This window comes from Mobilicoccus sp. (genome assembly GCF_032060985.1).
Classification (GTDB): Bacteria; Actinomycetota; Actinomycetes; order Actinomycetales; family Dermatophilaceae; genus Mobilicoccus.
In genome coordinates, this window is sequence record NZ_DAMBGD010000005.1 from 101,865 (window position 1) to 128,070 (window position 26,206).

The 26,206-nt window shown below is 71.7% G+C and carries 20 protein-coding genes; 16 read left to right on the plus strand and 4 right to left on the minus strand.

What is annotated here, in order from left to right:
- Positions 1 to 4: 4 nt before the first annotated feature.
- From RT054_RS06025 to secA, 13 genes are all read left to right on the plus strand, one after another.
- Positions 5 to 1,441, plus strand: a complete 1,437-nt coding sequence (locus RT054_RS06025; protein ID WP_396837217.1) for a mycothione reductase — start codon at positions 5 to 7, stop codon at positions 1,439 to 1,441.
- A gap of 146 nt (positions 1,442 to 1,587) precedes the next feature.
- Complete coding sequence (locus RT054_RS06030; protein WP_313022583.1) at positions 1,588 to 3,153, plus strand: Ig-like domain-containing protein; 1,566 nt, start codon at positions 1,588 to 1,590, stop codon at positions 3,151 to 3,153.
- A 101-nt stretch (positions 3,154 to 3,254) separates the two neighbouring features.
- Positions 3,255 to 3,884: a class F sortase gene (locus RT054_RS06035; protein WP_313022585.1), complete on the plus strand. Its 630-nt coding sequence runs from the start codon at positions 3,255 to 3,257 to the stop codon at positions 3,882 to 3,884.
- 218 nt (positions 3,885 to 4,102) lie between these two features.
- On the plus strand, positions 4,103 to 5,563 hold the full coding sequence (gene ahcY, locus RT054_RS06040; RefSeq protein WP_312720965.1) for an adenosylhomocysteinase: 1,461 nt from the start codon (positions 4,103 to 4,105) through the stop codon (positions 5,561 to 5,563).
- A gap of 237 nt (positions 5,564 to 5,800) precedes the next feature.
- The gene (mtrA, locus tag RT054_RS06045) at positions 5,801 to 6,478 is read left to right on the plus strand and encodes an MtrAB system response regulator MtrA (protein ID WP_312720966.1); all 678 of its coding nucleotides are present in this window, start codon (positions 5,801 to 5,803) and stop codon (positions 6,476 to 6,478) included.
- A 92-nt stretch (positions 6,479 to 6,570) separates the two neighbouring features.
- The gene (gene mtrB / locus RT054_RS06050) at positions 6,571 to 8,385 is read left to right on the plus strand and encodes an MtrAB system histidine kinase MtrB (RefSeq protein WP_312720967.1); all 1,815 of its coding nucleotides are present in this window, start codon (positions 6,571 to 6,573) and stop codon (positions 8,383 to 8,385) included.
- The gene (locus RT054_RS06055; protein WP_313022586.1) at positions 8,382 to 10,148 is read left to right on the plus strand and encodes a GerMN domain-containing protein; all 1,767 of its coding nucleotides are present in this window, start codon (positions 8,382 to 8,384) and stop codon (positions 10,146 to 10,148) included. The genes mtrB and RT054_RS06055 overlap by 4 nt, the downstream gene beginning before the upstream one ends.
- A gap of 363 nt (positions 10,149 to 10,511) precedes the next feature.
- Positions 10,512 to 11,027: a phosphoribosyltransferase family protein gene (locus tag RT054_RS06060; protein ID WP_313022587.1), complete on the plus strand. Its 516-nt coding sequence runs from the start codon at positions 10,512 to 10,514 to the stop codon at positions 11,025 to 11,027.
- 444 nt (positions 11,028 to 11,471) lie between these two features.
- On the plus strand, positions 11,472 to 12,140 hold the full coding sequence (gene hpf / locus RT054_RS06065; RefSeq protein ID WP_312720970.1) for a ribosome hibernation-promoting factor, HPF/YfiA family: 669 nt from the start codon (positions 11,472 to 11,474) through the stop codon (positions 12,138 to 12,140).
- A gap of 76 nt (positions 12,141 to 12,216) precedes the next feature.
- Complete coding sequence (locus RT054_RS06070) at positions 12,217 to 12,921, plus strand: response regulator transcription factor (RefSeq protein ID WP_312720971.1); 705 nt, start codon at positions 12,217 to 12,219, stop codon at positions 12,919 to 12,921.
- A complete protein-coding gene (locus RT054_RS06075) occupies positions 12,918 to 14,132 on the plus strand; it encodes a DNA glycosylase AlkZ-like family protein (protein WP_313022588.1) in 1,215 nt (404 codons plus the stop codon). Before RT054_RS06070 ends, RT054_RS06075 begins: the two co-directional genes overlap by 4 nt.
- 13 nt (positions 14,133 to 14,145) lie before the next feature.
- Positions 14,146 to 14,433 (plus strand): GNAT family N-acetyltransferase, encoded by a 288-nt coding sequence (locus tag RT054_RS06080; protein ID WP_312720975.1) that lies wholly within the window; start codon positions 14,146 to 14,148, stop codon positions 14,431 to 14,433.
- A 208-nt stretch (positions 14,434 to 14,641) separates the two neighbouring features.
- Positions 14,642 to 17,380: a preprotein translocase subunit SecA gene (gene secA, locus RT054_RS06085; protein WP_313022589.1), complete on the plus strand. Its 2,739-nt coding sequence runs from the start codon at positions 14,642 to 14,644 to the stop codon at positions 17,378 to 17,380.
- A gap of 21 nt (positions 17,381 to 17,401) precedes the next feature.
- On the opposite strand, the gene RT054_RS06090 is transcribed toward secA, so the two are convergent.
- Positions 17,402 to 17,926 (minus strand): Rv3235 family protein, encoded by a 525-nt coding sequence (locus RT054_RS06090; RefSeq protein ID WP_312721586.1) that lies wholly within the window; start codon positions 17,924 to 17,926, stop codon positions 17,402 to 17,404.
- A 234-nt stretch (positions 17,927 to 18,160) separates the two neighbouring features.
- Here RT054_RS06090 and RT054_RS06095 point away from each other — a divergent pair, with 234 nt between their 5' ends.
- Positions 18,161 to 19,663, plus strand: coding sequence for a wax ester/triacylglycerol synthase family O-acyltransferase (locus RT054_RS06095; RefSeq protein ID WP_312721584.1), 1,503 nt, complete (start codon positions 18,161 to 18,163; stop codon positions 19,661 to 19,663).
- Between the two features lies 1 nt (position 19,664).
- Positions 19,665 to 20,045, plus strand: a complete 381-nt coding sequence (locus RT054_RS06100; protein ID WP_312721583.1) for a DUF6912 family protein — start codon at positions 19,665 to 19,667, stop codon at positions 20,043 to 20,045.
- A gap of 70 nt (positions 20,046 to 20,115) precedes the next feature.
- Here the strand turns inward: RT054_RS06100 and RT054_RS06105 are convergent, their stop codons facing one another.
- From RT054_RS06105 to RT054_RS06115, 3 genes are read right to left on the minus strand one after another with little or no spacing between them, the layout of a single operon-like run.
- Entirely contained in the window at positions 20,116 to 20,655 is a 540-nt protein-coding gene (locus RT054_RS06105) for a DUF2505 domain-containing protein (RefSeq protein WP_313022591.1), read from the minus strand.
- A gap of 4 nt (positions 20,656 to 20,659) precedes the next feature.
- Positions 20,660 to 20,968, minus strand: coding sequence for a hypothetical protein (locus RT054_RS06110; protein WP_313022592.1), 309 nt, complete (start codon positions 20,966 to 20,968; stop codon positions 20,660 to 20,662).
- Positions 20,965 to 21,138, minus strand: a complete 174-nt coding sequence (locus RT054_RS06115) for a hypothetical protein (RefSeq protein ID WP_313022593.1) — start codon at positions 21,136 to 21,138, stop codon at positions 20,965 to 20,967. The genes RT054_RS06110 and RT054_RS06115 overlap by 4 nt, the downstream gene beginning before the upstream one ends.
- Before the next feature lie 122 nt (positions 21,139 to 21,260).
- Between RT054_RS06115 and RT054_RS06120 the strand changes: the two genes are divergently transcribed.
- Positions 21,261 to 26,159: an NAD-glutamate dehydrogenase gene (locus RT054_RS06120; RefSeq protein ID WP_313022594.1), complete on the plus strand. Its 4,899-nt coding sequence runs from the start codon at positions 21,261 to 21,263 to the stop codon at positions 26,157 to 26,159.
- Positions 26,160 to 26,206: the final 47 nt, after the last annotated feature.

The following is a 26,206-nucleotide window of genomic DNA, read 5'->3' on the forward strand; positions in this document are numbered from 1 at the left end:
GGTGATGTCCGCGCGCTCGACCTCCGCCGAAAGGGCCCCCGTGGACGACCGCACACCGCAGCACTTCGATCTCGCGATCATCGGGACGGGGTCGGGCAACTCGCTCGTCACCCCCGACTGGGAGGGGAAGCGGGTCGCGATCATCGAGTCGGGCACGTTCGGAGGTACCTGCCTCAACGTCGGCTGCATCCCGACGAAGATGTTCGTCTACCCCGCCGAGATCGCGACGGCCGCACTCGAGTCCTCCCGGTACGGCGTCGACGCCCATGTCGAGGGGGTGCGCTGGCGAGACATCCGCGACCGCATCTTCGGCCGCATCGACCCCATCAGCGAGGGTGGCAAGCGATACCGCATGGTGGGCCGGAACACGACGACGTTCCTCGGCCGGGCCGCCTTCACCGGACCACGTGAGCTCGAGGTCGCCCTCAACGACGGCGGGTCGGTGCGGCTCACGGCCGACCAGGTCGTCGTCGCGACCGGATCGCACCCCGTGCTGCCAGCGCTGGTCCGCGAGGCGGGCGTGCCGTTCCACACCTCCGACACCGTCATGCGGATCGACGACCTGCCCCCGCGGCTGCTCATCGTCGGCGGGGGGTACATCGCGGCGGAGTTCGCCCACGTCTTCGCCGGTCTCGGGGTCGACGTCACCCTCGTCGTGCGGGGTGAGAGGATCCTGCGTCACCTCGACGGCGACGTCTCCCGCCGGTTCACGGAGGCGGCCGTGCGCCAATGGGACGTGCGGCTCGGCACCGAGGTCTGCGCCCTGCGCGCGAGCGACGTCGGGGAGGGTCTCGTCGACGCGCACCTGTCCGACGGGTCCGACGTGGAGGGCGCGCTGCTCCTCGTGTGCACGGGCCGGGAGCCCTCGGTGGCCGACCTCGACCTGCCGGTGGCCGGGATCGCCCAGCACGCCGACGGACGCGTCGCGGTCGACGAGTACGGTCGCACGAACGTCGAGGGCGTCTGGGCTCTCGGTGACGTCTCCTCGGACTACCAGCTCAAGCACGTCGCCAACCACGAGGCGCGCATCGTCGCCCACAACCTCGTGCACCGGGACGACCTGCGGCCGGTCGACGAACGCTTCGTGCCCGCGGCCGTGTTCACCCGGCCCCAGATCGCCACCGTCGGTGCGACGCAGGAGGAGCTCGACGCCGCCGGCACCGGGTACCGCGTCAAGGTCCAGGAGTACGCCGACGTCGCCTACGGGTGGGCGATGGAGGACACCGTCGGATTCTGCAAGGTGCTCGCGGCTCCCGACGGCCGACTCCTGGGGGTGCACGTCATGGGTCACGAGGCGTCGATCGTCCTCCAGTCCGCGGTCCTGCCGATGAAGCTCGGTCTCACCGCCGAGGAGGTCGCCCGCGGGCAGATGTGGATCCACCCCGCGTTGCCCGAGGTGCTCGAGAACGCGCTCCTCGGCGTGGTCGATCCTGAGAATTGACCGAATCCTTAACGACAGCAGCCTGTTTCGCGATCAGGAGCGGGCTGGGCGGTTCATAGTCTCGTCCTCGGGGTCCGCCTGGGGCCCGGTGCGGTCAGTGAGCGACCGTTGCAGGGGCCGAGGGCCCGCGAGAGGGAGAAGAACCGATGTCTCGTATGTCGCGCACGACCCGCATGTCGGCCGCCGCGCTCCTCACCGTCACCGGTCTCGGGGCGGGTCTGAGTGCCGTCGCGGCGGTGGTCCCCGACGCCGTCACCGACGTCCGCATCGCGGAGACGTCCGCCTACACGTGGTCGCAGCTCAAGCTCACCGTGGACTGGAAGGTGCCCGACGGGACGAAGGCCGGTGACACGTTCACCCTCGAGATGCCGGCCGTCCTCACGGCGACCGACGGCAAGCGATTCCCCCTGAACGACGCCGACGGCAGGACCGTCGCGAACGCCGTCGTCACCGGACGGACGGTGACCTTCACGATGACCGACTACGCCGAGACCCATGTCGGGGTCCACGGTTCCGCCTGGTTCTGGGTCGATCTCGCCGACACCGTCAAGCCCGGTGACGACCTCGATCTCTCCTTCACGGTGGGCTCCACCGTGTACCGGGACTCCCTCGCCGTGAGACGCCCGGGCCCGGGCAATCCGGACTACCCCTACAAGTGGCAGGCCTGGATGAAGGCCACGCCGAACGCCGGCGGCGATCGCATCCTCTGGGCCATCACGGGGCCTGCGACCTCGACCCACATGGTCGGCTCCTCCTACGAGATCACCGATCGACCGGGAGAGGGGCAGCGGATCGACTGCGCGAAGATCGACGTCTTCTCCGGCAAGGCGAGCGGCGCGAACTCGTTCACCGACGTCACCTACGTCGCGCCGAACCGATGGAAGCTCGCGTGCAACCCCTCCACGGCGACCGTGACGATCACGCCCCGGGCCGACGAGATCGGCCGCGCGTTCCGGCTCCTCGGCCAGTCCGTCGTCACCGACCCGGATCGCACCGAGTACACGAACAGCGGATCCGTCCGCCTGTGGGGCACCACCGACCTGCCCGTGAGCAGCGTCATCCGTGCCGGCGGCGGGGGCGAGGGGACCGGCACGACCCCCTCACCGACGACGCCGAACCCCACCACGACGTCCCCGTCGACGCCGACGCCGACCCCCTCCACCGTCACGGTGACCGAGACGGTCACGCCCACGGCGACCGTCACGGTGACCGAAACGGTGACGGTGACGGCGACGCCGACCCCGACCGTCACGGTGCCGGGCCAACCGGCGCCGACGGTGACGGTGACGACGACGCCGACCCCGACCGTCACGGTGCCGGGCCAACCGGCGCCGACGGTGACGACGACGCCGCAGCCGACGGTCACCGTGCCGGGCCAACCGGCGCCGACGGTGACGACCACGCCGAACCCGACGGTGACGGTGACGGGGGTGCCGGCCCCCCGACCCACGAGCCCGGGCACCACACCCGGGGCCACGACGACCACCCGGGGGCAGACTCCCACCGTGACGGTGCCGGCGGCGGCCCACCCGCAGCCGGTCGTCGTGACGCGGCACACCACGCCCGCGGCCCAGCCTCAGCGCATCGACACCGGTGTCCCGCCACAGGGTGCGGATCTCCGTCTCGCCGGCGTCGGTGGGCTGTTGGCGCTCGGCGGTGGGGTGGGTCTCATCGCGATGTCCCGCCGCACTCCTCGCCGCGAGGAGTCCTGAGCCCGGTGATCGCGCGATGACCGGGTGGTGAAGGGGTGGTGAGCCCCGGCCGGTGGAGGACCGTACGACCTCGTGCGGTCCTCTCGGCGTGTCTCCTCGCGATGATGCTCGGAGGCGGGGCGCTCGTCGCCGCGGCGTTCCGCCCTGCACCGGCGGCCCCCGAGCCCGCACACACCTTCGACCTGCGCCCCTCGACCGCTGCCGTGGGGGCGACCGGGAGTCCGACGGCGGGCGTGGGCACCGCCCCCACCGGGGGGCGAGGGGGACAGCCGCGACTGCAGGCGCCGGTGGGTGATCCGGTGCGGCTCGAGATCCCCAGCCTGAAGGTGGTGGCCCCCGTGCGTCGGGAGAGGCTCGCAGCGGGCGGTGACCTCGTCGTCCCGGGGGATCCGCACTCCATCGGGTCGTGGCACGGTGCGCCCGACACGGCCGCGTCGGCGGGGACGCTCGTGCTCGCCGGACACGTCGACAGCGAGGGTGATCTCGGCGCCCTTCATCCGCTCTCCGCCGTGGCCCCCGGCGCGACGGTCGAACTCGTCGACGCGGCGGGTCGCGTGGAGTCGTGGCGCGTCGACGCGCTCGAGGTCCGGCGCAAGGAGGATCTGCCCGACCTTCCTGCGAGCGGCCCGCGACGCCTCGCCCTCGTCACGTGCGGGGGACCCGTGGTCCGCACCGGACACGGCCGTGGCTACCGCCACAACGTCATCGCCTGGGCCTCCCCGGTGAGATGACCGCTCGATGCCCGTGCGCACGGACGCGGCGGACGCCTCGCCCTGGGCGCGATAGGCTGGCCCCTGCGTTCCGGCGTGGGTGATGACCCGCTGCGCGACGCGGCCCCGCCGACGGCGCGGCCCGCGTCCCGGCCCAGAAGGGCGTCGCCGGGGCCGATCGAACAAGGCGGGTGGTGAGGTTCGCCGACCCGCCCACGTCGACCCACGAAAGAGTGCACATGACTGTGGAACACCAGGTCCGCGACCTGTCGCTGGCCGAGGCCGGCCGTCACCAGATCCGTCTCGCCGAGCACGAGATGCCCGGCCTCATGGCGCTGCGCGCCGAGTACGAGGGCAAGAACCCCCTCGCCGGCGCGAAGATCGCCGGCTCCCTGCACATGACCGTCCAGACGGCCGTGCTCATCGAGACCCTCGTCTCCCTCGGCGCCGAGGTGCGCTGGGCCTCCTGCAACATCTACTCGACGCAGGACGAGGCCGCCGCGGCCGTCGTCGTCGGTCCGAACGGCACCCCGGAGAACCCCAGCGGTGTCCCCGTCTTCGCCTGGAAGGGTGAGACGCTCGAGGAGTACTGGAACTGCACCGACAAGATCCTCACGTGGGGTGAGGACGCGGACGGCCAGGCCGGGTTCGCCAACATGATCCTCGACGACGGCGGCGACGCGACGATGCTCGTCCACAAGGGTCGTGAGTGGGAGCAGGCCGGCGGCGTGCCCCCCACCACGGAGGAGGACTCCGAGGAGTTCTCCGTGTTCAAGGCCCTCGTGCGCCGCACGATGGAGGAGAACCCCGGCAAGTGGACCGAGGTCGCGAGTCACATCAAGGGCGTCACAGAGGAGACCACGACCGGTGTCCACCGCCTCTACGAGCTGCACCGCGACGGTGAGCTCCTCTTCCCGGCGATGAACGTCAACGACGCCGTCACCAAGTCCAAGTTCGACAACAAGTACGGCTGCCGCCACAGCCTCATCGACGGCATCAACCGCGCCACCGACGTGCTCATCGGTGGCAAGACCGCCGTCGTCTGCGGCTACGGCGACGTGGGCAAGGGGTGTGCGGAGTCCCTGCGCGGCCAGGGCGCGCGCGTCATCGTCACCGAGATCGACCCCATCTGTGCGCTGCAGGCCGCGATGGACGGCTACCAGGTCGCGCGCCTGGAGTCCGTCGTCGAACAGGCCGACATCTTCATCACGACGACGGGCAACTTCGACGTCATCACCGCCGACCACATGCGGGCGATGAAGAACAAGGCGATCGTCGGCAACATCGGTCACTTCGACAACGAGATCGACATGGCCGGCCTCGCCAAGACCCCCGGCATCACGAAGACCGAGATCAAGCCCCAGGTCCACGAGTGGACCTTCGAGGACGGCACCTCGCTCATCGTCCTGTCCGAGGGACGCCTCCTCAACCTCGGCAACGCGACCGGCCACCCGAGCTTCGTCATGAGCAACTCCTTCGCCGACCAGACGATCGCGCAGATCGAGCTGTTCACCAAGGCCGGCGAGGACGGGCAGTACCCGATCGGCGTTTACGTGCTCCCCAAGCACCTCGACGAGAAGGTCGCCCGCGCCCACCTCGACGCCCTCGGTGTCGAGCTCACCGAGCTCACCAAGGCCCAGGCCGAGTACATCGGCGTCGACGTGGCCGGTCCGTACAAGCCGGACCACTACCGCTACTGAGCCTCGAGCGCCCTGAGCCTCGCCCGTTCCGGAGCGTTCCGCCCGAGTCGTCGACCGACGCCTCGCGGTGACGAGCGGCCGCCCGCCTCGTGCGGGCGGTCGTTCGTGTGGGCCCTCGGGCGGTGCGCGGGCCACGGCCGCGCCCCGCGACCCTCCGGGCAGGACGGGAGAAGGCGCAGGCGCAGGTACTCTGGTCCGGGCGGGTAGGACGCAGGACATCGGGGATTCGGAGGATTCATGAAGGCGCGCGTGTTGGTCGTGGACGACGACCTGGCCCTGGCGGAGATGCTCGGCATCGTGCTGCGAGGCGAGGGGTTCGACGTCGACCACGTCGCCGACGGCCTCGACGTGCTGCGGGTGTTCCGCGAGAGCCGGCCCGACATCGTCCTGCTCGACGTCATGCTCCCGGGGATGGACGGCATCGAGGTGTGCAAGCGGCTTCGGGCCGAATCCGCCGTCCCGATCATCATGCTCACCGCGCGCACCGACACCGTCGACGTCGTCGTGGGTCTGGAGTCCGGCGCCGACGACTACATCACCAAGCCGTTCAAACCGCAGGAGCTCATCGCCCGCGTGCGGGCACGCCTGCGCCGCGGTGACGAGCCGGCGCCCGAGCGCCTGTCCATCGGCGACCTGTCGATCGACGTCGCCGGTCACTCCGTCAAGCGCGACGGCGCGCCCCTGTCGCTCACGCCGCTCGAGTTCGACCTGCTCGTCGCACTGGCCCGCAAGCCGTGGCAGGTGTTCACGCGCGAGGTGCTGCTCGAGCAGGTCTGGGGCTACCGGCACGCCGGTGACACGCGACTCGTCAACGTCCACGTCCAGCGGCTCCGCAGCAAGATCGAGAAGGACCCCGAGCACCCCGAGATCGTGCTCACGGTCCGCGGCGTCGGGTACAAGGCAGGCCCGGCCTGAGTTCCGTCGCCTCCGGCGCCGGTGGGTCCGTCCCCGACTCCCGTCATCGCGCCGGTGACGTCGACGGGGACACCCCGGACGTCCTCCACGGCGTGGTCGTCGAGGAGGACGACGCCGTCGCGGAGAGGCCGGACCCGGCGGACGCCGGGCGCACGACGGGCACCACCGGCGCCACCGCCGCCGAGGCGACGGGGGAGGGCCGCACGAACGGCCTCGGCAAGGCCCTGCGCCGGCTCCGGGAGTTCTGTGGGCGGGCCGTCGCCGACACACGGCGTCTGTGGCGGACGAGCCTTCAGTTCCGGGTCGTGCTCACGACGCTCCTGCTCGGCACGGTGGTCGTCGTCGCCCTGCAGTCGTTCCTGTACTCCCGGGTGGCGAACGGCCTGGTCGAGACGCGGATCGAGACGTCCCAGGTCGAGGCGGCGAACGGCGCGCACGAGATGCGGGCCAAGCTCGCCCCCAACGGCGAGACCGACGTGAGCGTCCAGCAGATCGCGTTCGACGTCGTCACCCAGCAGGAGGCGCAGAGCCCGGACCAGACGCGCACGCTCATCCTCACGAGGGCCATCGACAACGAGCGAGCCCCGACGACCGATCCCACCGCCTACTTCGGGGTGTCGCTCGAGGTGATCCCCACCGAGCTGCGGCGGGCGGTCTCGGCCGACCCGACCCACCAGCAGGTGCAGATCGTGCCGTACCCGACCGGCGGCGGCACCGTCCCCGCGGTCGTCGTGGGCACCCAGATCCAGATCCCCGACGCGGGCCCGTACGAGCTGTACTACCTGTTCCCCATGCACCGCGAGCAGGACATCATGCAGGTGATCTGGCGCGTGTTCGTCGTCGGGTCGATCGCCCTCGTGGGTGCCCTGGGGTTGCTGTCCTTCGTCGTCACCCGGGTCGTCGTCGATCCGCTCCGCCAGGCCTCGGAGGTCGCGACGCGGCTGTCCGACGGTCACCTCAACGAGCGGATGCTCGTGCGCGGCGAGGACGACATCGCCCGGCTCGCCACGGCGTTCAACGACATGGCCGAGCACCTGCAGAACCAGATCCACCAGCTCGAGACCCTCTCGCGGGTGCAGCAACGGTTCGTCTCCGACGTCTCGCACGAGCTGCGCACCCCGCTCACGACGATCCACATGGCCTCGGCCCTCATCTACGACCAGCGCTCCGAGTTCGACCCCGTCGTCGAACGCACCGCCGAGCTGCTGCACACGCAGGTGGAGCGCTTCGAGGCCCTCCTCACCGATCTGCTCGAGATCAGCCGCTTCGACGCCGGCGGCGCCGCCCTCGAGGCCGATCCCGTCGACCTGCGGGTGCTCGTCGCCCGCGTCGTGTCCGCCAACGACCAGCTCGCGCAGGCCAAGGGCAGCGAGATCGTCCTCGTCGGCGACGACGAGCCCCGGGAGGCCGCCGTCGACTCGCGACGGGTCGAGCGGATCCTGCGCAACCTGCTCGTCAACGCGATCGAGCACGGGGAGGGGCGCCCGGTGACGATCGAACTCGCCTCGGACGAGGCCTCCGTCGCCGTCGTCGTCGCCGATCAGGGCATCGGCCTCAAACCGGGCGAGGCCGACCTCGTGTTCAACCGGTTCTGGCGCGCCGACCCCTCGCGCAAGCGCACGACCGGGGGCACCGGGCTCGGCCTCGCGATCTCGCTCGAGGACGCCCACCTCCACCACGGCCGCCTGCAGGCGTGGGGAGCGCCGGGCCAGGGCTCCCGGTTCCGCCTCGTCCTGCCGCGCACCGCGGGAGGCACCGTCGAGCAGCCGCCGCTCCCCCTCGAACCGCCGGCGTCCTTGGCGGCCACCCCCCACGACACCGCGCAGGGTGGGGAGGACCACGACGACGAGGCGGGCCCCGGCGACGCCGCGGCGGCCCCCACCACGACCGAGGGGAGCGAACGATGACGTTCGTCCGGAGGCTTCTCGTCGTCGCCCTCGCGTTGGTCCTCGCGGCGTGCGGGGGGTTGCCGAACACCAGCGGCGTGCAACGCGGACTCGAGGTCCAGGCCCCCGAGTACCAGCCCATCAGGTTGCAGTTCGAACCGCCGACGCCGGGCGCCTCACCGGCACAGATCGTCCAGGGTTTCCTCGCCGCGGGCGGGTCGCCCGACGACGACTACGCGGCGTCCCGCGCCTACCTCACGAGCGCGGCGTCGAGTTCCTGGCAACCCCGGAGCGGGGTCACGGTGTACACCGACTCCCGCAAGCTCACCGTGCAGGTCAGCGGTGACACCGTCTCCCTCAACGTGCCGCTCGCGGCCCGGGTCGACGACACCGGGAGGTACCTCGCCGCCTCCCCGGGCGCCGTCACCGCCGCCACCATCGGTCTCACCAAGGTGCAGGGGGAGTGGCGCATCTCCCGACTCCCCGAGGGGTTCGGCACCTGGCTCAGCAGCTTCTACTTCGAGCGGTCCTTCCGGCAGATGACGATCACCTACGCCGATCCCCGGGACCGCACCCTCGTCACCGACTACCGCTGGTTCCCCCTGCGACCGGACGCGGTCACCTCCCGCACGTGGACCGGCCTCGCGACGAGCCTCGCGCGAGCCCAGCTCGCCCCCGTCCCCGACTACCTCGAGGGGGCGGCGGTCACCGCGTTCCCGCCGGGCACCGATCTCGCCGTGGAATCCGTCCCGATCATCGATCAGATCGCGCACGTCGAACTCACCTCCTCCGCCCTGGAGGCGACGACCGACGGACGTCGAGCCGCCTGGGCACAGATGCTCTCGACGTTGCGGCAGGTGCCGGGTGTCTCGGGGGTGTCGATCACCGTCGACGGGGCACCGCTCAAGATCCTCGGGGTCGACGGGGCCCCGACGAGCCTCGGCCAGCTGGGCTACGACGCCGGATCGACCGCGGCCCCGGCCCTCGTCATCCGGGACGGGGAGCAACTTCAGGCCGTCGACTTCACCGGGTGGCTGCGCGGCGGCGAGAACCAACGTGCCGTCGACGTGCCGCTGCCGAAGGTGCCCAAGAAGTGGGAGTCCCTGGCGATCTCCCCGGACATGCGTGAGGTGACCGCCGTCGGTCGCGATCGCGTCTCGGTGCACCGGTGGACTAAGAGCGGCGCGGGGCAGCCCAAGCCGTTCGGGTCCTCGCTCACCCAGCCGTCGATGGACAAGCGCGGACGCACCTGGGTCGGGGGCGTCGACACCCGGGGACGTCCGCGGATCTGGTGGTTCGGGGGCGGGTCGACCCCGACGTCGGCGCCGACCGCGCTCACGGCGGCCTGGCTCAAGGGCTCGATCACGGAGGTCCGGGCCTCGCCCGGGAGCCGCCGCCTCGCCGTGTCCCTCACCGATGCCTCGGGCACGTCCTCGGTCTACGTCGCGGGCATCGTGCTCGGGCAGGACGGAGCCCCCATCGCCCTCGGCAGCCCGTGGCGGATCGCCACCGGGCTCTCGACGATGCGCGATCTCGCGTGGGCCGACGACGGCTCCCTCGCCGCCGTCGCGTCGTGGGAGGGCAGCGACCTCCGCCCGGTCATGCTCCCGCTCGGAGCGCCCGTCGAACTCCTACCGCCGGTGCAGGACGTCGACGAGATCATCACCTCCGGCGGCGTCCGCGGCGTCATCGTGCTCACCGCCGACCGTGGCGTGTGGCGCCGGGTCGACGGCACGTGGCAGCAGCACGCGACCGCCGACGACCTCATCGTCCCCGGGTCCTGAGGTCCCGCGTCGTCGTCCACAGCGCGGCGTCGCCCCGATCCCGCCGGGCGGCGACCGCGGGAGGGTGGACCCGTGAGTCCCCGCCACCCCGCCGCCGCGCCACGGGGGACGTCGGCGCCGCGAATGCCGTCCTCGGACGTGCTCCGGTGGGCGGCCTGGCCGATGCGCGCGATCGGGGCCGTGGCCGACCTCGCGCTGCCGTCGGTCTGCGGCGGGTGTGGGGCCGTCGGCACCCCGTGGTGCCCCGAGTGCCGCGCAGTGCTGGCGCGTGCGACCGCCCGTCCCCGGATCGTCGCGGGGCGGGCCGGTTCGGCGTGTGCGCCGGACGGCCCCGTGGTCGTGGCAGGAGCGTACGAGGGTGTCGTGCGCCGCTGTCTCGTCGATTTCAAGGACCACGGTCGGCGTGACCTCATCGGGGTCCTCGCCCCACCCCTCCGGGCCGCGCTCCTCACCGCGATGGCGATGCGTCCGGAGCTCGGGCCCGTGGTGCCGATCGTCCCCGCACCCTCCTCGCCCCGGTCGCGACGCGAGCGGGGCGACGTCCCCACCCACCTCCTCGTGCGGGCGGCGCTCGCCGACCTCGACGTCCTCACCGGCCGCTCGTGCGTGTGGACCCCGGTGCTGCGGCACGCCCGGCGGGTCGGCGACCAGGCCCGTCTGTCGCGGACCGAACGCGCCCGCAACACCGACCATGCGTTCCTCCTCGCTCGTCCCCTCGCTCGTCCCCAGGTGTCGGTGGGCCGGGACGTGCTCGTCGTCGACGACGTCGTGACGACGGGCGCGACGGTGCGCGAATGCGTGCGGGTGCTGCGGGAGGCGGGCGCGAGGCCGGTCGCCGTCGTCGCGCTCGCCGCCACGCCGGCCGCACGCCGACCGTGAGACGAGCACCCGCCCCCGTCGACCTGCCCGACGGTCTCGTCGCTCGCGGGGGCGCGCCCGTGGTGGTGGCCGGCCGGGCGGCCGGCCCTCCCACCTCGCGCACCGGTGCACCCCTCGCCGGACCCTCGGGGCCTCGGCTGATCCCGGCTCCCACGCCACACCGTGGACACCCCCGCCTCGTGGCTGCTCGCGGGTCGCGACATGAGCACATGCGTGCGTGGACTTCGTCGTTTGTCCTTTCCCGTCACGTGTTCGTCGACTACCGTTTCAGATGGGGCGCTCGTCCGTCGGGCGCCCCGTCGTAACCCCTCGCGGTGGTGGTGAGCCTGGTGCTCCCACACCGCGTTTCACGCCCACACCGGCGTCGTTCGACGAAGGAGGTGATGAGGCAGTCGCTCGCCGGGCTCGCGCGAGCCCGTCATCACCGATCACAGGAGGAATCCCGTGGAAATCGTCGTCACCGGCCGTCAGATCAAGATCTCCGATCGCTTCCGCGAGGCGCTGGAGGAGAAGCTCACCAAGGTCGAGCAACTCGCCCCCCGCACCCAACGCGTCGAGGTCGTGCTCAGTCACGAGACCACCCGCGGTGCCCCCAAGGGCACCGAGCGGGTCGAGATCACGTGCCTCGCGAAGGGCCCCGTCGTCCGTGCGGAGGCCTCCTCGGAGGACAAGTACGCCGCTCTGGAGATGGCCCTCGACAAGCTCACCGAGCGACTCCGTCGCGTCGGTGACCGGCGCAAGGTCTCCCGCCGCCGCGGTGCCCCCGACTTCGCCGATGCCGTCGCCGGACTGCAGGTCGCGCAGATGGGCGGTCCGGAGCCGTCGCCGGCGCAGGCGCGGACCGAGGAGGCCGAGGAGCCGCTCGACGCGAGCGACCGCATCGCCGCGCAGGGCGACTCCCCGATCGGTGTGCGCGAGAAGACCCACACCTCGACGCCGATGACCCTCGAGCAGGCCCTCTCGGAGATGGAACTCGTCGGGCACGACTTCTACCTGTTCCACGACGTCGACTGCGGTCGGCCGAGCGTCGTCTACCGGCGCCGCGGCTGGTCCTACGGGGTCATCCATCTCGAGGTCGATTCCGCCGAGCCCAAGGAGGCCGCGGCGGTCTGACGGAGCACGGCTCGCACGACGCGGGGGTGGGCAGGCATCATGTCGGCCCACCCCCGCGGCATGTCATGATGGCGGCGTGACCAGCGTTGACCCGCTCCCCACCGGTGGGGAGGCCGCCGGCGAACCGATCCGCGTGGTCGTGGTCGACGATCACATGCTCTACCGGCGGGGTCTGGAGATGGTGCTCGGCACCGAGGACGACCTGCTCATCGTCGGTGAGGCGGCGAACGGCGTCGACGCGGTCGAGACGGTGGCGGCGACACGCCCCGAGGTGGTCCTCATGGACATCCGGATGCCGGGCGGTGACGGGATCGACGCGTGCCGCCGCATCCGCGATCTCGGCCTCGGCGCCCGCGTCATCATGATCACGACCTCCGAGGACGAGAAGGATCTCGTCGCGGCACTTCGCGCCGGGGCCAAGGGGTATCTGCTCAAGGATGCGCCGGCGGAGCAGATCATCGACGGCATCCGCGCGGTGTGCGCCGGGGAGTCGCTGCTCTCCCCGGCGCTCACCTCGACGCTGCTGGCGGAGTTCTCCGCGCTCGTCGGCGGCGAGACCCGCGAGGATCCGCGCCCCCCGCTCACCGAACGCGAACGCGAGGTGCTCGGCGTGCTCGGGGAGGGGCTCACGAACAAGGAGATCGCCGCCCGCCTGTTCATCAGCGAGAACACGGTGAAGAACCACGTGCACAACCTCCTCGAGAAACTCGGTCTGCACTCGCGCACCGAGGCGGCACTGTTCGCGGTGCGCCGGGAGCAGCGGGAACACCGGGCGCCGTGAGCACGGACCTCTCGCTCCGGGAGGCACGGGGGATCGCGCTGACCGCGCAGGGCTTCGGCGCCCGGTTCCGACCCCGGGGCGAGGTGCGCCCCGCCCATCTGCGGGCTGTCGCCGACCGCGTCGGGGCCGTCCAGATCGACTCGGTCAACGTCGTCACGCGGAGCCATCGGCTGCCGTTCTTCTCCCGCCTCGGCCCCTACGACACGGCCCGCCTCGACCGGTTGCGCGATCGTGCCGGCTCACGGCACGTCGTCGAGTACTGGGCGCACGAGGCCTCCCTCGTTCCGTGCGAGACGTGGCCGCTGTTCGGGTTCCGCATGCGACGGGCGGAGGACTCGTGGGGGAGCATGCAGGGCGTCGCCGCCCGGCACCCGCAGATCGTCGAGGACGTGCTGGCCGAGGTGCGACGGGTCGGACCGATCACCGCCCGCGGGCTCGAGACGCGACTGGCACACGACGTCCCGCGCCCCCGCGAGGGGTGGGGATGGAACTGGTCGGTGGTCAAGGCCGCCCTCGAACACCTCTTCTGGACGGGTCGGATCACGAGCGCGGGGCGCACGATCCGGTTCGAGCGTCGCTACGCCGTGCCGGAGGCCGTGCTCCCGGCCGAGGTCGTCGCCACCGGACCCCACGGGAACCACCCCGTCGCGGAGGACGACGCCCTCGCCGCGCTCGTGGAGATCTCCGCTCGCGCCCTCGGGGTGGGAAGTGCCCAGTGCCTGCGCGACTACATGCGCCTGTCCCCGGCCCAGGCCGCACCCGCGATCCCGCGCCTCGTGGAGGAGGGCGTCCTGGTCCCCGTGCGGGTGCAGGGGTGGCGCCGGCCCTGTTACCTGCACCGCGACGCCGCCCTGCCCCGCCGCCGCCCCGCGGTGGCCGCTCTGCTCAGTCCGTTCGACTCCCTTGTCTGGCAGCGCGACCGCACCCGCGCGCTGTTCGGGTTCGACTTCCGGCTCGAGATCTACGTGCCCGCCGCGCAGCGCGTCCACGGCTACTACGTGTTGCCGTTCCTGCTCGACGACGCCCTCGTCGCGCGGGTCGACGCCAAGGCCGACCGGGCCGCCGGGGTGCTCCGGGCCCAGGCGATCCACTGGGAACCGGGTGCCTACGACACCGACGCCGCCGTCCGTCTCGCCGGCGAACTCGACGCGCTGGCGCGGTTCCTCGGGCTCGCGGGGGTGGCCGTGGGGCGCGTCTCCGGCGCGGCGTGACACCCTGGGAGACATGAGCGACGACGTACAGGTCCGCAGGAACGACTCGGCCGGGCGCTACGAGGCCTGGCTGGACGGCCGACTCGCCGGGTTCGCGGCGTTCCGCGAGTCGGAGGGGGTCGTCGAGTTTCCGCACACCGTCACCGAGCCGGAGTTCGGCGGCCGCGGCGTGGCCTCGGCACTCGCCCGCACGAGTCTCGACGACGCGCGTGCCCAGGGCCGTCGCGTGATCCCGTCGTGCTCGTTCTACGCCGGGTGGATCGACAAGCACGCCGACTACGCCGACCTCGTCCGCCGCTGATCGAGCCTCGGCCGCGGGCCGAGAACCCTCCCGACCCGGCGGATCGGCCCGGACCGCAACGTCCTTGAGGTGGGCTGATGCGTCTCGCCGAGCCCCCGGGGTGACGGGATCTGACCCGCGGAGGCTTTACGCTGGAGGAACCACCGAGTACGGCGCCGGACCCAACGCATCGGTCCAGGCGCCGAACCCATGCGCAAGGAGTCCGCACGTGCCCAAGATCGTCGACCGAATCCTGCGTGCCGGGGAAGGTGCCGTCATCCGGCGCCTCGAGGGCATCGCGGCCCAGGTCAACGCCATCGAAGAGGACTTCGAACGGCTGACCGACGCCGAGCTGCGGGAGGAGACCGACGTCTTCCGCAAGCGCGTCGCGGACGGGGAGTCCCTCGACTCGCTCCTTCCCGAGGCCTTCGCGGCCGTGCGGGAGGCGAGCAAGCGCACCCTCGGCAAGCGCCACTTCGACGTCCAGATCATGGGCGGGGCGGCCCTCCACCAGGGCGATGTCGCGGAGATGAAGACCGGTGAGGGCAAGACCCTCGTCGCGACGCTCCCGAGCTACCTCAACGCCCTCTCGGGCAAGGGCGTCCACGTCGTCACGGTGAACGACTACCTCGCCGAGTACCAGTCCGAGCTCATGGGTCGCGTGCACCGCGCACTCGGCGTCGAGACCGGCGTCATCCTCTCGCACATGACCCCGGCGCAGCGGCGGGTCGAGTACGCCAAGGACATCACCTACGGCACGAACAACGAGTTCGGCTTCGACTACCTGCGCGACAACATGGCCTGGCAGACCGCCGACCTCGTGCAGCGCGGTCACAACTTCGCCATCGTCGACGAGGTCGACTCGATCCTCATCGACGAGGCCCGCACGCCGCTCATCATCTCGGGCCCCTCGGACGCGGCGACGAAGTGGTACACCCAGTTCGCACGCCTCGTCCGCCACCTCGACCGCGGCACGCCGGCCGACCGCATGCGGGGCATCCCCTCGACGGGCGACTACGAGGTCGACGAGAAGAAGAAGACCGTCGGCATCCTCGAGCCGGGCATCGAGAAGATCGAGGACCTCCTCGGCATCGACAACCTCTACGAGGCCGTCAACACCCCGCTCATCGGCTACCTCAACAACGCGATCAAGGCCAAGGAACTCTTCAAGCGCGACAAGGACTACGTCGTCATCGACGGCGAGATCCTCATCGTCGACGAGCACACCGGCCGCATCCTGCGGGGCCGTCGCTACAACGAGGGCATGCACCAGGCCATCGAGGCCAAGGAGGGGGTGGAGATCCAGAACGAGAACCAGACCCTCGCGACGATCACCCTCCAGAACTACTTCCGCCTCTACGCGAAGATCTCCGGCATGACCGGGACGGCCCAGACGGAGGCCGCGGAGCTGCACCAGATCTACAAGGTGGGCGTCGTGCCCATCCGCACCAACCGGCCGATGATCCGCCGCGACCAGGCCGATCTCGTGTACCGCACGGAGAAGGCGAAGTTCGACGCCGTCGTCGCCGACATCGTCGAGCACCACGACAAGGGCCAGCCGGTGCTCGTCGGCACGACGAGCGTCGAGAAGAGCGAGTACCTCAGCAACGAGCTCGACAAGCGCGGGGTGCCGCACGCGGTGCTCAACGCGAAGCACCACGAGCGCGAGGCGAACATCGTCGCCGAGGCGGGCCGAAAGGGCGCGGTCACCGTCGCGACGAACATGGCCGGTCGAGGCACCGACATCATGCTCGGCGGCAACTCCGAGTTCCGCGCCGTCGCCGCCCTCAAGGAGCGGGGCCTCTCCCCGGAGGAGACCCCCGAGGAGTACGAGGCGGCGTGGGACGCCGCCCTCGAGGCGGCCGAACGTGCGGTCGAGAAGGAGCACGACGAGGTCACGGAGCTCGGTGGTCTGTACGTGCTCGGCACCGAGCGCCACGAGTCCCGCCGCATCGACAACCAGTTGCGTGGACGGTCCGGCCGTCAGGGCGACCCGGGGGAGTCCCGCTTCTACCTCTCGCTGCAGGACGACCTCATGCGGATGTTCAACGCCGGGCTCGTCGACCGGTTCATGGCGAACTCGGGCATGGACGACTCCGAGGCCATCGAGTCCAAGCTCGTCAGCCGCTCCATCCAGAGCGCCCAGACCCAGATCGAGGGTCGCAACTTCGAGATCCGCAAGAACGTCCTCAAGTACGACGACGTGCTCAACACCCAGCGCAAGGTCATCTACGCCGACCGGCGCCGGGTCCTCGAGGGCGAGGACCTCACCGAGCAGATGCGCGACTTCCTCACCGACGTCGTCGAGGGCTACGTCACCGCGGCCACGGCCGAGGGGTTCGCCGAGGACTGGGACCTCGCCGAGCTGTGGACGGCGTGCGGCACGTTGTACCCGATGGGCGTCACCCTCGACGAGGTGCTCGACTCCTCGGGCGGCCTCAACGGCGTCGACGCCCAGGTGCTCAAGGACGAACTGCTCAGCGACGCCCACCGCGCGTTCGACGAGCGCGAGGCCCAGCTCGGCCCGCGCGGCACCCGCGAGGTGCAGCGGCGCGTGATCCTCTCGGTCCTCGACCGCAAGTGGCGCGAGCACCTCTACGAGATGGACTACCTGCAGGAGGGCATCGGTCTGCGCGCCATGGCGCAGCGCGACCCCGTCGTCGAGTACTCCCGCGAGGGGTACCAGATGTTCAACGCGATGCTCGAGGGCATCAAGGAGGAGTCGGTCGGCTACTTCTTCAACGTCGACGTCGAGATCGACGAGAGCCAGCTCCCGCCCGAGGAGGAGGACACCGACGACCCCGGTGTCGCGATCCACGGCGGCGGTCTCGACGGCCCGCGCAAGGAGCGCCTGCACTACTCGGCGCCGTCGGAGGACGGCTCGGTGGAGGAGCGGGACGACGACAGCCGTCAGGACCGGCGGAGCAGGCGGGCCGCCAAGCGCGCCCAGCGCAAGAAGGGGCGCTGAGAAGGGCCGCCGAGGCGCGGCTCAGCCCATCTCGCACGCGGTGACGAGCCACCGGCCGTCGAGTCCCTCGAGCCGGAGGGCGAGGACGCGCACGCGCCGGTGATCGTCGATGACCGCGCACGCCTCGACGACCGAGCTGTGCCCGGGCAGTGCGCAGGCGTGCACGCTGCGCAGCCGCACCGGTCGGCGGGTGATCCCGCCCCGGCGCGCGGCGCGTCCGGACCGTCGGACGACGGAGTCGTACACCTCGGGCGAGCAGAACCGCATCACCTGGGTGACCTGCCGCGCCCCCGTCGAGGCCTCGAACACCGCCACGGCCACACCCCGCAACCACAGGGCGGGATCCGGCAGGGCGGACAGTTCGGTGTGGACCGGCCCGAAGTCGTCGACGAGCCGGAGCCGCCGACCGGTCGACCCGGGAGCGCCGACGGGTGACGTCGCCCGGGGGACGGGGAGGTCGGCGAGCGAGCGCACGACGATGGGGGTGAACGGCGTGCCCCGGGTCGGCTCGTCGTCGTGGTGCGGGGCAACGGGGGCCGTGGACACGAGGGCTCCTGGGGGCGAGAGGGCGAGGGGGCGGGCAGCACGCCACGGCGGACCGGCCGAGTGACGGGTGCCGGGTCCGAGGGAGCGCTGCCGATGTCAAGTATGGGCGCGGGACGGGCCGGCCCGGGTGCCCACACCCGGCCGCCTGTGGGTGGTCGGCGCACCGGGGGTGGCGTGACCCCGGGCACGTCGCGCGTCCGACCGGGGCGGGGGCGCTCGTGGCACGATGAGGTCGTGCTCGATCGCCTCAGCCCTCTGGACGCCTCGTTCCTCTACCTCGAGGACCACTCGACCACGATGCACGTCGGGTCGGTCATCATCCTCGAACGGCGTGCCCGGCGCAGGACCCCCGTGCTCGACCACGACGCCCTCATGGACCTCGTCGCCGAGCGCATCGGCGAGAACTCCCGTTACCGGCAACGCGTGCGCGAGCTGCCGGGGCGACTCTCCGGGCCGGTGTGGGTCGACGACGTCGACTTCGACATCTCCTACCACGTGCGTCGATCCGCCCTCCCGGCGCCGGGCACCGATGAGCAGCTCGGGGAGTTCGTCGCGCGCATCCAGAGCCGTCCGCTGGACCGTGAGCACCCGCTGTGGGAGCTGTACGTCGTCGAGGGGCTCGAGGGCGGCAGGCGTGCCCTCGTCACCAAGACGCACCAGGCGCTCGTCGACGGCGTGACGGCCGTCGACATCGGTCACCTCCTGCTCGACACCGAGCCGTTGCGCGAGAGGCCGAGCGCCCCGGAATGGTTGCCGCGCCGAGAGCCCGGCGACCTGCACCTCCTCCTCGACGCCGCGTCGGAGGTCGTCCGGCGGCCCGTCACCGTCGTCGAACGGGTGCGCGGGGGCATCGTCGGGTCGGCCGGGGATCTCGCCCGACGCGCCTTCGGCGGTCTCGGGGGCGTCGTCACCGAGGCGGCGCGCACCGCGGCGAGCCCGGCGCCCACGACCGCGCTCAACACCTCCCGCGTGCGGGCCCCACGTCGGTACCGCATGGTGCGCACGAACCTCCAGGACTACCGCGCCGTGCGTGACGCGATGGCCGGGGCTCGTCGACCCGTCGACGTCACGGTCACCGACGTCGCGCTCACGGCCGTCACCGGTGGGCTGCGGGCGTGGCTGCAGGCCCGCGGAGAACCCGTGCACTCGGCGACGACGGTGCGTGCGATGGTGCCGGTGAGCATCGCCGAGGGCGGCGTCGACACCGAGACCGGGGGCCGCAGCGTCTCCTCCAGCCAGGTCGTCGCCTGCTTCGTCGACCTGCCCGTCGGGGAGCCGAGCAGCCGGTTGCGCCTCGAACGCATCGCCCACCAGACCAGACACCAGGCGCGCAGCTCCAGGGCGCTGTCGGCGGGCACCCTCGCCGGCATCGCGGGGTTCGCCCCGCCGACGCTGCACCACCTCGGTGCCCGGGTGGCCGGCGCGGTCTCCCGGCGCATGTTCAACCTCGTCGTCACCAACGTGCCGGGGCCGCAGCGGCCCCTGTACGTCGGCTCCTCGCGCATGATCGCCACCTACCCGGTCATCCCCCTCCTGCGGGGTCAGGCCGTCGCGGTCGGCCTCACGAGCTACGACGGCGAGGTCTTCATCGGCCTCAACGCCGACCGGGCGGCGATGACCGATCTCGAGGTCCTCGCCGCGGGCATCCCCGAGGCCCTCGTCGAACTCGCCGCGAGCGTGGGGGCCGAGGACGTCGACCTCGGCGTCCACCTGCGTCCCGGGATGGGGCAGGCCTGAGATGCGGATCTATCTGGCGGCCGGTCCCGCCGGGGTGCGCACGCTCAAGGACACGGGCGTGGTCACCGCGCCCGGATACGTCGTCACGTCGGGGATGCGGGGCGCCGACCCGGGCGCCGACGAGGAGGACCTCGAGTACGAGGCCGCCCTCCTCGCCGAGGCCGCGTTGCGCGAGGCCGGGCAGGTCGTCGTCGTCATCGCCGCGGACGTGCCCGACACCGGCGCGGGCCCCGAGGGCGACCCCCGCGTCGATCCCGGCCCGGTGCCGGTCTCCTCGGTCGTCTCCTTCCACGTCGCCGAGCACGACGCGCCGCCGGACGAGGAACTCCTCTGGTACGACGTGACCGAGATCGACGACGTGCTCGCCTACCTCGGGGCCTGACCAGACTGTCCGACTCCGACCCCGGCCCTGTCCGACCCGGCCGGCCGGACCCGTCGAGGATCCGGGCGACTCAGCCGCGCGCGAGGTGACGCATGCCGGCTCGGTGTTCGGCGTCGAGAGCGTGGGCGACGAACGGCTCGGCGGAGGAGACGATCCGTCCCCCGATGAGGGGGACCCGCGAGGTGAGGAAGACCTCGACGACGTGGTCCGTGCCGCCGCCCGCGGGCTCGAGGCGCATCGTGCCGGCGGCCTCGACCGGGACGCCCCCGATCTCGGCGGTCGACGTCGCCTCCCGCGACCCGTCCGGGCCGGCGTGGCCCCAGGTCGTGATCTGGGTGACGGTGACCCCGTCGCCGACGAACCGGCGGACGACGTCCGGGGCGTCGGTCGTCGGCAGGGTGCGGCGGGTGGTCACGCGCCGGGCGGGGGCCACGTCCGCCTCGCCGCCCCCGGTTCCGGACCCCGCGCCCGCCTCCGACAGGTCCTCGACCTCGACGGCGTGGTCGCGCGCATGGGTGGCCGCCATCGCCTCGCCCTGGAAGTCGCGATCGGTGAGCATCGCGTACACGGTGGCGGGGTCGGCGTCGTAGTGCATCCTCTCGCGCAGCATGGACTCACCGTAGCGGTGTGGGGTGCAGACGCTCGCCGACCTCACGCGCCACGGCCCGCAGGGTCGTCTGCGGGTGGGCGAGACCGGGGCGGGTCGGGCGGGCGCCCCGGACGGCGACGGCGAAATTCTCCAGCGCCCCGCCGAGGCGCTCCATCGCCTCGGCGACGCGGTCGGTCGCATCGGCACCCCGGCCATCCTCCGTGCCCGCCTCCGCGCACGCCTCCTGCAACCGTCGCGCCTCACGACGAAGTCCCGCGCCGAGGGCGGCGCAGGACGCCGCGTCGGGGGTGGCCGAGCCGGTCTCGGGGTTCATCCGGGACACTCCTGCGCGAGGACCACGAGGTGGTCCTCGAGAGCGTCGAGGGCGTCGTCGAGGGCCAGCTGGGTGGTGTCGTCGCCGGTGTCGGGGGACGCGGAGCGGAGCAGCGCGAGGGCGTCGCGGGCCACGTCGGCGACGGTCCCCCCGGGGACGGTGTTCTCCACGGCCCCAGGGTAGTCCTCACCCCGTCACCAGGTCGGTTTCCTCGAACGGCGGGCAGGACCGGAGACGCGCTCATAGCATCGGAGGACGGGCACGACGACGTGTGAGGGAAGGGAAGAGGACGATGGCGACCTCGATGGAGGAATCCCGGCAACAACTGCTGGGCTCGGCCGCGGCGCTGGTCGAGCGGCAGGAGGGAGAGACCTCCGAGCTGTTGTTGACGAGGTACTACCGGCACATGCTCACCGAGGAACTCCTCACGCGGCGCCCCGAGGATCTCGCCGGAGCCGCGCTGTCGCATCGGGTCCTCGCCTACCAGCGGCAGCGCGGCTGCCCGCAGGTGCGGGTCTTCACCCCCTCGGTGGAGCAGGAGGGGTGGTCGACGGGCAACACGGTCGTCGAGATCGTCACCGACGACATGCCGTTCCTCGTGGACTCCGTCACCGCCGAGCTGGCCCGTCAGGGCCGCGTCCTGGGTCTGCTCGTCCACCCGCAGATGGTCGTGCGGCGCGACGCGGAAGGCGTCCTGCAGGAGGTGCTCGACCAGGGCGTCGACGCCCCCCGCGACGAGGCCGGTGTGCTCGCGGAGTCGTGGATGCACATCGAGATCGGCCGCGAGAGCGACGCGGGGGAGCGCGAGCGGTTGCGCCGGTCGATCCTGCGCATCCTCGACGACGTGCGACTCGCGGTCGAGGACTGGCCGAGCATGTCGGAGCAGGCCGCCGAGGTCGCGCGCGAGCTGCAGGAGAACCCGCCGACCGGGATCGATCCGCAGCAGGTCGACCAGGTGCGCGGACTGCTCGAGTGGATGGCCTCGGGGCAGTTCACGTTCCTCGGTTACCGCCGCTACCGCCTCACCGAGAGCGACGGCCGACCGGCCCAGGCCCCCGTGCCCGACACCGGGCTGGGCCTGCTGGGCCGGCACGGCGGTGACTCCGCCGACTCCCTCGAGCGGGCCAGCGTCCTGCCCGAGGGGCCGGTGGCCGAGAAGGCCCGCGAGAAGACCCTCGCGATCATCACCAAGGCCAACTCCCGCAGCACCGTGCACCGCGCCTCCTACCTCGACTACGTCGGCATCAAGACCTTCGACGACGCCGGTGAGGTGACCGGTGAGCACCGCTTCCTCGGGCTGTTCACGGCCAGCGCCTACACGTGGTCGGTGCGCACCGTGCCCTACCTGGCCGAGAAGGTCGAGCGCATCACCGAGGCCAGCGGCTTCTCGCCCGACTCCCACCTGGGCAAGGACCTCCTCGGGGTGCTCGAGACCTACCCGCGCGACGAGCTGTTCCAGGCGGACGTCGACACCCTCACCGAGACGGCCATCGCGGTCGTCCACATGCGTGAGCAGCGCCGCACGCGGCTGTTCCTGCGCAAGGACGACTACAACCGCTTCATGTCGTGCCTGGTGTACATCCCGCGCGACCGGTACACGACGCCCGTGCGCCTGCGCATCGAGTCTCTCCTCAAGGAGGCCTTCAACGGCGCGAGCGTCGAGTACACGACCCGTGTCTCGGAGTCCCACCTCGCCCGGCTGCACTTCGTCGTCCGGGTCGACCCGGGCGGGGAACTGCCCGACGTCGACGTCGAGGAACTGGAGCGCCGGCTCATCGACGCGACGCGTTCCTGGGACGAGGACCTCATCGAGTCCGCGCGCGGGGAGTACGGCGAGGAGCAGGGCAGCCGGCTCGCCACCCGGTACCACCGCGGGTTCCCCGAGGGCTACAAGGCCGACTTCTCCGCCCGGGTCGCGGTCTCCGACATCCGGCATCTCGAGCACCTCGGGCAGGAGGGCGACTTCCACCTCAACCTCTACCGGCCCGCGTCCGCCCCCCAGGGCGAGCGGCGGCTCAAGTTGTACCGTCGCGGCAGCCTCACCCTGAGCACCGTGCTGCCGGTGTTCGCCGACATGGGGTTGGAGGTCACCGACGAACGTCCGTACGAGGTGCGGGATGCGGGCGAGGGTGTCTCCCACATCTACGACTTCGGCCTCCGCGCCCCGAGCGAGTCGTACTGGACCCAGGGCCCCGAGGGCGTGCGCGCCGCCTTCCAGGACGCGTTCGAGGCGGTGTGGACCGGTCTGGCCGAGAGCGACGGTCTCAACGCACTCGTCCTGTCGGCCGGGCTGACGTGGCGGCAGGTCGTCATCCTCCGGACCGTCGCCAAGTACCTGCGCCAGGCGGGCACGACGTTCAGCCACCGGTACATCGAGGACACCCTGCGCACGAACGCGCACATCGCCCGCATGCTCGTGCAGTTCTTCGAGGCGCGATTCGACCCCGACCACCCGACCGGCGATGACGTGCAGGCGCGCGGTGCGTCGCAGGACGCGGTCGTCGAGTCGATCATGAAGGCCCTCGAGGACGTCGCGAGCCTCGACGAGGACCGCATCGTGCGGGCCTTCCTCGATGTGCTGCGGGGAACGTTGCGCACGAACTTCTACCAGCGCACGACGGCCCCCGACGGCGGGGAGACGTTCAAGCAGACGGTTTGCCTCAAGCTCGACCCCCGCGCGATCCCGGGTCTGCCCGAGCCGCGGCCGATGTTCGAGATCTGGGTCTACGGCCCCCGGGTCGAGGGTGTGCACCTGCGGTTCGGCAAGGTCGCGCGCGGTGGTCTGCGATGGAGCGACCGGCGCGAGGACTTCCGCACCGAGATCCTCGGCCTCGTCAAGGCACAGATGGTGAAGAACGCCGTCATCGTTCCCACGGGCAGCAAGGGCGGTTTCGTCGCCAAGCGGCTGCCCGACCCGGCCGATCGCGACGCGTGGCTCGCCGAGGGCATCGAGGCGTACAAGCTCTTCATCTCGAGCCTGCTCGACGTCACCGACAACCTCGTCAAGGGGGAGGTCGTGCCGCCGCCACGCGTCGTCCGTCACGACCCCGACGACACCTACCTCGTCGTCGCCGCCGACAAGGGCACGGCGAAGTTCTCGGACATCGCCAACGGCGTCGCCCAGTCCTACGGGTTCTGGCTCGACGACGCGTTCGCCTCCGGTGGCAGCGCGGGCTACGACCACAAGGGCATGGGCATCACCGCGCGCGGCGCGTGGGAGAGCGTCAAGCGCCACTTCCGCGAGCTGGGCCACGACACCCAGACGCAGGACTTCACGGTCGTCGGCGTCGGTGACATGAGCGGTGACGTGTTCGGCAACGGCATGCTGCTCTCCGAGCACATCCGCCTCGTCGTCGCCTTCGACCACCGGCACGTGTTCGTCGACCCCGACCCCGATGCCGCCACCGGGCACGCCGAGCGCCGTCGCCTGTTCGACCTGCCCCGGTCGTCCTGGGCCGACTACGACGCCTCGCTCATCAGCGAGGGCGGCGGGGTCTTCCCCCGCACCGCCAAGCGCATCACGATCACCCCGCAGATGAGGGCGGCCCTCGGCCTCGAGGAGGACGTCACCTCGCTCACCCCGAACGAACTCATCCGCGCGGCCCTGCTCAGCCCCGTCGACCTGCTGTGGAACGGCGGCATCGGCACCTACATCAAGGCGTCGATCGAGAGCAACGACCACATCGGCGACCGCGCGAACGACGCGATCCGCGTCGACGGCCGCGACCTGCGGGCCAGGGTCGTCGGCGAGGGCGGCAACCTCGGCGCCAGCCAGTTCGGCCGCATCGAGGCGGCGCTGCACGGCGTGCGCATCAACACCGACGCCATCGACAACTCCGCGGGCGTCGACACCTCCGACCACGAGGTCAACATCAAGATCCTCCTCACGGGGCTCATGCGGGAGGACGACCTCACGCTCAAGCAGCGCAACGAGCTGCTCGCCTCGATGACCGACGACGTCGCGGCCAAGGTGCTGCGCGACAACTACGAGCAGAACGTGCTCCTCGGCAACGCGCGCCGCCAGGAGTACCAGATGGTCGGCATGCACCAGCGGTTCATGCAGTGGCTCACCGAGCGCGGTGAGCTCGACCGCGAACTGGAGTTCCTCCCGAGCGACGCCCGGATCGAGCAGCGCGTCGCCGAGGGGCGCGGTCTCACGTCGCCGGAGTTCGCCGTCCTCGTCGCCTACGCCAAGCTCGCGCTCAAGACCGACCTGCTCGCGAGCGACCTCCCCGACGAGCCGTGGTTCGCCCGCACCCTGGCGGAGTACTTCCCCGAGCCCATCCAGGAACGGTTCGGCGACCGGCTCGGCTCGCACCCGCTGCACCGCGAGATCATCGTCAACTCGGTGGCCAACTCGATCGTCAACCGCGGCGGCATCACGTTCGTCTACCGCACGATCGAGGAGACCAGCGCCTCGGTCGAGCAGATCGCCCGGGCGTTCGTCATCGCCCGCGAGGTCTTCGGGCTGCGGTCCTACGTCCGACAGGTGGAGGAACTCGACAACGTCGTCTCGACCGACACGCAGACCACCCTCTACCTCGAGTTCCGCCGGCTCATGGACCGCACGGTGCGGTGGTTCCTCCAGAGTCGCCCGTCCGTCCTCGACGTCGGGGCGGAGATCGAGCGGTTCCGTGGGGCCGTCGAGCAGATCGGGCCGCGGGTGGCCGAGCTGCTCATCGGGACCGAGCGGGAGCGTCTCGAGAGGGCCGCGCAGGGGTACGGCGACGCCGGGGTGCCGCGCGAGCTCGCCACGCTCACGGCCTCGCTGCTCGACCAGTTCAGCATCCTGGACATCGTCGAGCTCGCCCACGAACGCGGGCACCGGCCCGAGGAGGTCGCGGCGCTCTACTTCGCCACCTCGGAGCGCTTCGACATCGACGTGCTGCTCTCCCGCGTGGCGCGGCTGCCGCGAGAGGACCGGTGGGACGCCCTCGCCCGCAGCGCGATGCGCGACGATCTCTACGCGGTCCTCGAGGGGCTCACGCGGGTCGTCGACGAGAGCACCGACGCCGACAAGGACCCGGCCGAACGCCTGGACGAGTGGTGCGCGGCCAACGCCGCGGCGTTGCAGCGCAGCGGGACGGCCATCTCGGGCATCACCCAGCTCGACGAGACCGGGGTCGCACCCCTCTCGGTCGCCCTGCGCACGTTGCGCGGTCTCGTGCGCTCGGGCAGCGCGACCAACTGACGACACGGCCAGGCCGGGTCCCACGGCGCCTCGTGTGCGGATCGCCC